The 8,602-nt window shown below is 70.2% G+C and carries 7 protein-coding genes and 2 pseudogenes; 3 read left to right on the top strand and 6 right to left on the bottom strand.

Features of this window, described 5'->3' with window-relative positions; translation table 11 throughout:
- Positions 1–133 (bottom strand): annotated as a pseudogene (locus ACIY1X_RS21735) (metallophosphoesterase); the annotation flags it as partial.
- A gap of 183 nt (positions 134–316) precedes the next feature.
- Here ACIY1X_RS21735 and ACIY1X_RS21730 point away from each other — a divergent pair.
- Positions 317–490 carry a hypothetical protein gene (locus ACIY1X_RS21730; RefSeq protein ID WP_169748368.1) on the top strand — a complete coding sequence of 58 codons (174 nt, stop codon included), beginning with the start codon at positions 317–319 and terminating at the stop codon, positions 488–490.
- 28 nt (positions 491–518) lie between these two features.
- Here ACIY1X_RS21730 and ACIY1X_RS21725 read toward each other — a convergent pair whose 3' ends face one another.
- Entirely contained in the window at positions 519–1,505 is a 987-nt protein-coding gene (locus tag ACIY1X_RS21725; RefSeq protein ID WP_038217644.1) for a LysR family transcriptional regulator, read from the bottom strand.
- Between the two features lie 104 nt (positions 1,506–1,609).
- Between ACIY1X_RS21725 and ACIY1X_RS21720 the strand changes: the two genes are divergently transcribed.
- Complete coding sequence (locus ACIY1X_RS21720) at positions 1,610–2,146, top strand: hypothetical protein (RefSeq protein ID WP_038217647.1); 537 nt, start codon at positions 1,610–1,612, stop codon at positions 2,144–2,146.
- 65 nt (positions 2,147–2,211) lie between these two features.
- On the opposite strand, the gene ACIY1X_RS21715 is transcribed toward ACIY1X_RS21720, so the two are convergent.
- The 3 genes from ACIY1X_RS21715 to ACIY1X_RS21705 form a co-directional block, all read right to left on the bottom strand.
- Positions 2,212–4,077 carry a phosphoenolpyruvate carboxykinase (GTP) gene (locus tag ACIY1X_RS21715; RefSeq protein ID WP_399684620.1) on the bottom strand — a complete coding sequence of 622 codons (1,866 nt, stop codon included), beginning with the start codon at positions 4,075–4,077 and terminating at the stop codon, positions 2,212–2,214.
- A gap of 148 nt (positions 4,078–4,225) precedes the next feature.
- A complete protein-coding gene (locus ACIY1X_RS21710) occupies positions 4,226–4,378 on the bottom strand; it encodes a hypothetical protein (protein WP_169748369.1) in 153 nt (50 codons plus the stop codon).
- A gap of 65 nt (positions 4,379–4,443) precedes the next feature.
- The gene (locus ACIY1X_RS21705) at positions 4,444–5,646 is read right to left on the bottom strand and encodes a threonine ammonia-lyase (protein ID WP_399684618.1); all 1,203 of its coding nucleotides are present in this window, start codon (positions 5,644–5,646) and stop codon (positions 4,444–4,446) included.
- A gap of 130 nt (positions 5,647–5,776) precedes the next feature.
- Here ACIY1X_RS21705 and ACIY1X_RS21700 point away from each other — a divergent pair, with 130 nt between their 5' ends.
- A complete protein-coding gene (locus ACIY1X_RS21700) occupies positions 5,777–8,113 on the top strand; it encodes an ATP-binding protein (protein WP_399684616.1) in 2,337 nt (778 codons plus the stop codon).
- Positions 8,114–8,261: 148 nt separating this feature from the next.
- On the opposite strand, the pseudogene ACIY1X_RS21695 reads toward ACIY1X_RS21700, so the two are convergent.
- Positions 8,262–8,602, bottom strand: a pseudogene (locus ACIY1X_RS21695) (hypothetical protein); the annotation flags it as partial.

Genomic DNA, 8,602 nt, shown 5'->3' with positions numbered 1-8,602 from the left:
CGGTCAGCTTCGAGCCCTCCTGGTAGGAGCCGATGTCGCCTGCGAGCAACAGAAGGTCGGCGCCCGGTGCCGGCACCGCCTGGAACCCGGGGTAGTTTTCGAGGTGCAGGTCCGACAGGAGCTGGAGCTTCATGGTCGGGGCAGTCTAAGGCGGCCGGCAGGGAGCCGCCGGCGCGTGCGGAACCGCACGGCCCATGTCCCGCCGGCGCGCTGCCCATGCACGTTCCGCATGGATTGGGGGCTGTAAAAACTAGGGATAACCCTTAATCTATGGTCCATCGATAACGACGGCGTGGCCTGGGTGCCATGCAAGATCATGTTCAGTCTGCTTTCGCTGATGTTCCGTTTCCCGCGCACCCTGGCCGGTGCCGCCCCCGCCAACCCGGCGGCGGCCCTGCTCGAAAGCGCCGAATCGCGCGCGGGCCTGGACCCGTACCACGCGCACGAGCTGCGCGAAGCCGCGGCCGCCTGGCTGCGCGTCGTGCGCTGAATCGCGCCGGACGAGTTTCCCTTTTCGTTCAATCCCGCCCGGTCCCGTCTGCGGGATCGAGTGAGCGCGCGAAGGCGTCGCCCGCCACGCGCAGCAGCATGCGGCGCAGCCACACATGCGCCGGCGCGCCGTGCAGCCGCCGGTGCCATAGCGCATCCACGTGCACTTGCGGCACAGTGAGCGGCAACTCACGGACGATCAGGTCGGTGCTCATGCCCGGCGTGTCGACGAAGTGCCGGGGCAGCACGGTCAGCAGGTCCGAGGTCGCCACCACCCGCCCGGCGGTGAAGAACTGGTTGGCGGTGAGCACGATGAGCCGCTGGCGCCCGATGGCGGCCAGCGCCTCGTCGACGAAGCCCCAGGGCCGCCCGGAGAAGCTCACCAGCAGATGGCGCGCGGCGCAGTAGTCGTCCAGCGTCAGCGGCCCGTCGGCCAGCGGGTGGCCGCGCCGCATCACGCACACGTAGCTTCCCACGTACATCCGGTGGGTCTCGAAGGCCACCGCCTCGCCGGCCTGGGCGCGGGCGGTCAGGTCGGTCATCACCGCCGGGAAGTAGCCCACCGCCAGGTCCACCTCCTCTTCCGCCAACAGGCGCCGCGGGTCGCGGGTGGTCAGCGGCACCACGCGCAGCGACACGCCCGGCGCCTCGCCGGCCAGCAGCCGCGCCGCGCCCGGCAGCAGCTCGGCGGCGGTGGCGTCGGCCATCGCCAGGGTGAAGGCGTTGTCGGCCAGCGCCGGCTCGAAGGCGGCCGGCACCAGCGAGTGCTCCAGCTGGCGCAGCGCGTCGCGCACCACCGGCCACAGCGCGGTCGCCCGGGGCGTGGGCTCGACGCCGGCGCCGGCGCGGCGCACCAGTTCGTCGCCCAGCGCCTCGCGCAGGCGCCGCAGGGCGTTGCTCACGGCCGGCTGGGTGATCGACAGGTTGCGCGCCGCGCGCGTCAGGCTGCGCTCGGCCATCACCTCGTCGAACACCCGTAGCAGGTTCAGGTCGAGCGTGCGGAAGTTGACATCCATAACCAGAATAAATGAACTACATCATGAATATAAATTTGGAAAACACTAGGGTAAACACTAATATCTGGTCATCGCGTTTCCACACTGTCCTACTGGAGGGCACCATGACTTCTTATTTCGTCTCCGTCGATCAACCGCTCCAACACCCCGGCGTCGAGCGCGCCGAGAAGGTCATCGCCTATGTCGGCGAGGCCCGCCGCAAGACCAGCGGCACCCGTGCCCTGGCCGCCGCCCTGCTGGCGGCGCTGGTGGCTGCCCTGGTCGCCGTGGCCGACACCTTCGTGTCGAACTGGGCCGACGGCAGCCTGCTGGCCGGCTGGATGGTCCTGTGGGCCGTGGGCTTCCTGGCCCTGGCGCTGTTCGCCAGCGCTGCCGGCTCGGCCGCCGCCCGCGTGGTCGGCGGCTGGCGTGCGCTGGAGCGCCGCGCCGCGGCCGCCCGTGCCGACGCGCAGTTCCTGGCCGCCGCCCGGCGCGACCCGCGCGTGATGAACGACCTGCAGGCCGCCATCACCCGCGCCCAGCCGGCGGACGACCTGGCCGCGCCGGCAGCCCCGGCCCAGCCGGCGGCCCGCATCGAGGCGGCGCCCATGCCGACGCTCTACGAGGCGATGCAGCGCCTGAACAGCGGCCGCTACTACTGATCGGTACCGCGCCCCATGAAAAAAGCCGCCCATCCGGGCGGCTTTTTCTTTGCCTGCGCGCCGGATCAGGCGGCGAGCCGCTGCTCGATGGCGGCCTTGGTGGCGGGCAGCTCGCTGGGCAGGCGATGCGCCAGCTGCTCGAACAGCTCGGCGTGCAGCTTCAGCTCGGCCTCCCAGGCGGCCTTGTCGATGCTGGTCACCTTGTCGAACTGGGTGCGGGTGAAGTCCAGGCCGGTCCAGTTCAGGTCCTCGTAGCGCGGGCTCACGCCGAACACGTGCTCGGCGCCCTGGCCCTGCCCCTCGACGCGGTCGATCATCCACTTGAGCACGCGCATGTTCTCGCCGTAGCCGGGCCAGACGAACTTGCCGTCCTCGCCCTTGCGGAACCAGTTCGTGGTGTAGATCTTCGGCAGCTTCGCGCCCGCGGCCTGGAGCTTGTCGCCCAGCGTGAGCCAGTGCTGGAAGTAGTCGCTCATGTTGTAGCCCATGAAGGGCAGCATGGCGAAGGGGTCGCGCCGCACCACGCCCTGCGCGCCCGCGGCGGCGGCGGTGGTCTCGCTGCCCATGGTGGCGGCCATGTACACGCCCTCGACCCAGTTGCGCGCCTCGGTCACCAACGGCACGGTGGTGGAGCGGCGGCCGCCGAAGATGAAGGCGTCGATCTTCACGCCCTTGGGGTCGTCCCAGGCCTCGTCCAACGCCGGGTTGTTGGTGGCGGCCACGGTGAAGCGGGCGTTGGGGTGTGCGGCCTTGGCGCCGGTCTCGCGGGCGATCTGCGGCGTCCAGTCACGGCCCTGCCAGTCGGTCAGGTGCGCGGGCAGTTCCTTGCCGGGGGCGTCGGCCTCCATGCCTTCCCACCACACGTCGCCATCGTCGGTCAGTGCGACATTGGTGAAGATGACGTCCTTGTCCAGGCTCGCCATGCAGTTGGGGTTGGTCTTGTAGTTGGTGCCGGGCGCGACGCCGAAGTAGCCGGCCTCGGGGTTGATGGCGCGCAGCGCGCCGTCGGGCTGCGGCTTGATCCACGCGATGTCGTCGCCGATGGTGGTGACCTTCCAGCCCTCGAAGCCCTTGGGCGGCACCAGCATCGAGAAGTTGGTCTTGCCGCAGGCGCTGGGGAAGGCGGCGGCCACGTGGTACTTGCGGCCCTCGGGATTGGTCACGCCCAGGATGAGCATGTGCTCGGCCAGCCAGCCCTCGTCGCGGCCCATGTTGGAGGCGATGCGCAGCGCGAAGCACTTCTTGCCCAGCAGGGCGTTGCCGCCGTAGCCGGAGCCGTAGCTCCAGATCTCGCGCGTCTCGGGGTAGTGGACGATGTACTTGGTCTTGTTGCAGGGCCAGGCGACGTCCTTCTGGCCGGGTTCCAGCGGCGCGCCGACGGTGTGCACGCAGGGCACGAACTCGCCCTCGGCGCCCAGCACGTCGTACACGGCCTTGCCCATGCGGGTCATGATCTTCATGTTGACCGCGACGTACGGGCTGTCGGACAGCTCGACGCCGATGTGGGCGATGGGCGAGCCCAGCGGGCCCATGCTGAAGGGCACCACGTACATGGTGCGGCCCTTCATGCAGCCGTCGAACAGCGGCTGCAGGGTGGCGCGCATCTCGGCCGGGGCCATCCAGTTGTTGGTGGGGCCGGCGTCTTCCTTCTTGGCGGAGCAGATGAAGGTGCGGTCTTCCACGCGGGCGACGTCGCTCGGGTCGGACCAGGCGAGGTAGGAGTTGGGGCGCTTGGCGGGGTTGAGCCGGCGGAAGGTGCCGGCGTCGACCAGTTGCTGGCAGAGCCGGTCGTATTCCTCCTGGCTGCCGTCGCACCACTCGATGCGCTCGGGCTTGCACAGGGCGGCCATCTCGGCCACCCAGGCGATCAGCTTGGGGTTCTTGACGTCAACGGGCGCCTGGACGGCCAGCCCCTTCACGGCTGCGTTCATCGAAATCTCCTGGAGATGAAAAATACGTCGTCTTTTCGAACGACGCTCACGCCGCGCCGGACGGGCGGGCAAGCGCCGTTGGAGAAAACGTCTTCAGCTCGGAGAAATGGCCGGGGGCGGGGCCGATGAAGCGCCCCGCCGGTGTCCGTCAGGCCAGATAGACGGCGATCGACGCCAGCAGCAGCATCATCACGGCGCCGACCAGGGGCAGCACGATGGGGATCAACGGCACGACGGCCTCGACGGCGTCCTGCTCGACCTGGGCGTCATGGCCCGGCTCGACGGGGGTGGGGTGGGACATCTTCCTGAACCTCGGTTCTTCTCGAAACTGCATCAATTTTACAAGCCGGGGTCCGCCGGGCCCTGTCAGCGTTTTTCCCCTGCCTCGAATCCCGCATGGTGCAACGCATCGATCACCGTCGCGAGGTGCTCGCGGCCGCGGGTCTGGAGCACCAGCTCGATGTCCACGTTCTGCGCCGCCTGCAGGGTGAAGGCGCGCTGGTGGTGCACCTCGTCGATGTTGGCGCCCGCTTCGGCCACGGTGGCCGTGATGCGGGCCAGCGAGCCCGGCACGTCGCGCGCGCTGACTTGCAGCCGCGCCAGCCGGCCGGCGCGCACCATGCCGCGCTCGATGATCGCGGCCAGCAGCAGCGGGTCGATGTTGCCGCCCGAGAGCACCAGGCCGACCTTCCGGCCCCGGAAGCGCTCCGGATGCCGGATCAGCGCCGCCAGCCCGGCCGCGCCGGCGCCTTCCACCAGCGTCTTCTCGATCTCCAGCAGCATCAGCACCGCCTGCTCGATGTCGCCCTCGTCGACCAGCACGAGGTCGTCCACCAGCCGGGCGATCAGTTCGCGCGTGCGCTCGCCCGGCGCGCCCACGGCGATGCCCTCGGCGATGGTGCTGGTGCCGCCCTCGTGGTGCGTGCCCTTGACGGCGTTGACCATGGCCGGGAAGCGCGCCGTCTGCACGCCGACGATCTCGATGCCCGGGTTGCGCGCGCGCGCCGCCACCGCCATGCCGGCGATCAGCCCGCCGCCGCCGACCGAGACCACCAGCGTCTCGAGGTCAGGTACCTCGTCGAGCATCTCCAGCGCCACGGTGCCCTGGCCGGCGATGATGTCGTCGTCGTCGTAGGGATGGACGAAGGCCAGCCCCTCGCACGCCGCCAGTTCGTCGGCATGGGCACGCGCCGCCTCCAGCGAGTCGCCGTGCAGCACCACGCGCGCGCCGAAGCCGCGCGTGCGCTCGATCTTCACGCCCGGCGTGAAGCGCGGCATGACGATGGTGGCCGGGATGCCCAGCCGCTGCGCGTGGTAGGCCACCCCCTGCGCGTGGTTGCCGGCCGACATGGCGATCACGCCCTGCCCGGCGCCGGCCTGCGCGACCTGGGCCATCTTGTTGCAGGCGCCGCGCTCCTTGAAGGAGGCGGTGAACTGCAGGTTCTCGAACTTCAGGAACACCTGCGCGCCGACGATCTGCGAGAGCGTGCGCGATTCCACGCAGGGCGTTCGCAGCACCTGCCCTTCGAGCCGCCGGGCGGCGCGTTCAACGTCGTCGATGTCCACCATGCGCGACATTGTGAGGCTTGCGACACACTCAGGGTTATTCCTCTGGTCCCGGCTTCCACAAGCCTATGGGTTGCGCTATGGTGGCGCACGGCTGGTCCCCACGGCCGCACAGTTTCCTGGAGGGTTCCGAATGGGCAAACGTTCCGGTGTCGACGGTCTCAGCGCACTGTCCCGCGGGCAGGCCCTGCCCTCGCCCGGTCTGCGCGAGGCGCCCGTGCTGGAGCTGATGTGCTCGCACTTCGTGCTGACGCTGGCGGCCAAGCAGGGCCCCAAGTTCAACGTGCGGCGCGACTTGAACGGCCTGCTCTCGCTCACCGGGCGCCACATGGTCTGGCCGGGCTCGGTGCTGGAGCGGCTGCGCGAGTTCCTGGCGCGCCGCTGCGCCGGCAACGAGGTATGGAAGGGCGTCGAGTCGCTCGACAACCGCACGCTGCTGGAGCGCCACGGCGTGTGGCGCGGCCCCTACGAGGAAGGCACGATCTTCTTCTACCTGGACGAGTACGCGAAGGACCAGCCCAAGGACCTGCTGCTGGTGCTCTCGGTCACCCGCGACTGGCTCACGCAGATGCTGCGCAAGCAGAGCACGCTGGTCGAGAAGAACATCGACGCTCTGGCCGGCCTGCTGCAGCTCAACAAGGCCGAGCGCGCGCTGCTGCTGTACGGCACGCTGGCGCGCTACCAGCGCGACCTGCGCTCGCTGCTGGTGGAGTTCAAGGTCAACAACGCGCCCGAGGCCTACGCCGCCATCGCCGAGGTGGCGGGCGTGAGCGCCAGCGAGGTGGGCGAGGCGCTGCGCGCCGGCTCGCGGCTGGAGCGCATCGGGCTGGTGGAGAACCTGATCTCCGAGCACAACATCACCGACCTGGCCGACCTGATGAAGGTCAGCGAGAAGCTGCCGCCGGTGCTGATGCGCGAGTACCGCGACGAGAGCGAGTTGATGGCGGTGTTCACGCGGCCGTCGAGCAAGAGCGCGCTGACGGAGCAGGACTTCGCCTTCGTCGCCGACGACGCGCAGATGCTGGTGACGCTGCTGCGCGCCGCGGTGGCGCGCAAGGAGCCGGGCGTGAACGTGCTGCTCTACGGCCCGCCCGGCACCGGCAAGACCGAGCTGGCCAAGGTGGTGGCGCAGGCTGCCGGGCTGGAGCTGTACGAGGTGGAGTACGCCGACCGCGACGGCAATTCGCTCAGCGGCCGCGACCGCTACCGCTCGCTGCAGATCGCGCAGGTCTTCCTCAAGGGCAGCGCGCAGGCGGCGCTGCTGTTCGACGAGGTGGAGGACGTGTTCCCGCCGATCAGCACCGAGGCGGCGCAGTTCATGGCGCGCGCCGAGCAGATCGCGGCGCCCTCGGGCGGCATGTCGGGCAGCGTGAGCGGCAAGGCCTGGGTCAACCAGATCCTCGAATCCAACCCGGTGCCCACGCTGTGGGTCACCAACCGCATCGAGCAGATCGACCCGGCCTTCCGCCGGCGCTTCGCCTACCACCTCGAGCTGAAGTCGCCGCCGCCCGGCGCGCGCGAGCAGATCGTGCGCAAGGCGCTGGAAGGCGTGCCCGTCACCGAGGCCTTCGCCGCGCAGCTGGCCGAGCGCAAGGGCCTGACGCCGGCGCAGATCCGCACCGCGGTGCGCTTCGCCGGGCTGGCCGGCGGCGAGGGCGCCTCGGCCGAGTCGCTCATCGAACGCCAGCTGCGCAACGCCGACCTTGCGCTGGGCAACACCGCCGGCCGCACGCGCGGCGAGCGGCTGCAGGTCACGACCTGGGACCTGGACATGCTGCACGTCGAGACGCGCTTCCCGATCCCACGCATCGCCCTGGCGCTGAAGGCGCGCGGCCACGGCACGCTGTGCTTCTACGGCGCGCCCGGCACCGGCAAGACGGCGCTGGCCGAGCACATCGCGCGCGCCATCGGCCGGCCGCTGATCATCAAGCAGGCCAGCGACCTGATGAGCAAGTACGTCGGCGAAACCGAGCAGGCGATGGCCGCGATGTTCCGCGAGGCCGAGGCCGAGCAGGCCGTGCTGCTGCTGGACGAGGCCGATTCCTTTTTGCAGGACCGGCGCGGCGCGCAGCGCACCTACGAGGTCACCGAGGTCAACGAGATGCTGCAGGGCATGGAGCGCTACCGCGGCGTGTTCGTCTGCACCACCAACCTGATGGAGCGGCTGGACCAGGCCGCGCTGCGCCGCTTCACCTTCAAGATCAAGTTCATGCCGCTCACCGCCGAGCAGCGCGAGCGCATGTTCGTGACCGAGGCGCTGGGCGGCGACGCGGCGGCGATGACGCCGGCGCTGCGCGCGCGGCTGGCGCGGCTGGACCAGCTCGCGCCCGGCGACTTCGCGGCGGTGAAGCGCCAAGCCGACATCCTGGCGGCGGACTTCTCGGCCGACGAGTTCATCGAGCAGCTCGAATCGGAGCACCGCATCAAGCCCGAAGTGCGCGAGGCGCGCGGCATGGGCTTCGTGCATTGAACTGAACCACCCCGTTTGGGCTTCCTCACTGCGTGTGGAAGCCCCATCCCCCTCAAGGGGCGCACCCAGCGGTCCGGCCAAGCCGGTCCCGCGGGTGCACTGGCATGGCCTGCTCCGCGGCCGCTTGATGTGGTGTCCGCGACGCCGTTTACGGATGACCGATACCGGGCGTATGCGCGTCCGGGGCCGCCATGCCTGCCATCGCCACCACCGGCTTGGCCCAGTCGGGCACGCGCTGCAGGGCGGCGACGTCGTCCATCGCCGGCCAGGCCAGCCGCCCGCGCTCGATCACGGCCACGCGCAGCGGGTCGGGCACGGGCTGGCCCGGCGCCACGGTGATGCTGTTGTCGTAGAGCTGCGCCTGGGCCAGGTGCGGCAGCAGGGCGATCAGGTTGGCCACCGCGGCGGGCCAGCGCTCGCGGATCTTGGCCTCGGGGATGTCGTGGCCGCCCCGGGCCACGCGGGCCCGGACGCGCGCGATGTGCAGTT

The sequence above is a fragment of the Xenophilus sp. genome, from assembly GCF_044462705.1.
Taxonomy (GTDB): domain Bacteria; phylum Pseudomonadota; class Gammaproteobacteria; order Burkholderiales; family Burkholderiaceae_C; genus Xenophilus; species Xenophilus azovorans.
This window is presented reverse-complemented; position numbering and strand designations above follow the sequence as displayed.

Coding starts and splice junctions, on each gene's coding strand:
- ACIY1X_RS21730 (WP_169748368.1), top strand. CDS start 317: ATGTTCAGTCTGCTTTCGCTGATGTTCCGTTTCCCGCGCACCCTGGCC.
- ACIY1X_RS21725 (WP_038217644.1), bottom strand. CDS start 1,505: ATGGATGTCAACTTCCGCACGCTCGACCTGAACCTGCTACGGGTGTTC.
- ACIY1X_RS21720 (WP_038217647.1), top strand. CDS start 1,610: ATGACTTCTTATTTCGTCTCCGTCGATCAACCGCTCCAACACCCCGGC.
- ACIY1X_RS21715 (WP_399684620.1), bottom strand. CDS start 4,077: ATGAACGCAGCCGTGAAGGGGCTGGCCGTCCAGGCGCCCGTTGACGTC.
- ACIY1X_RS21710 (WP_169748369.1), bottom strand. CDS start 4,378: ATGTCCCACCCCACCCCCGTCGAGCCGGGCCATGACGCCCAGGTCGAG.
- ACIY1X_RS21705 (WP_399684618.1), bottom strand. CDS start 5,646: ATGGTGGACATCGACGACGTTGAACGCGCCGCCCGGCGGCTCGAAGGG.
- ACIY1X_RS21700 (WP_399684616.1), top strand. CDS start 5,777: ATGGGCAAACGTTCCGGTGTCGACGGTCTCAGCGCACTGTCCCGCGGG.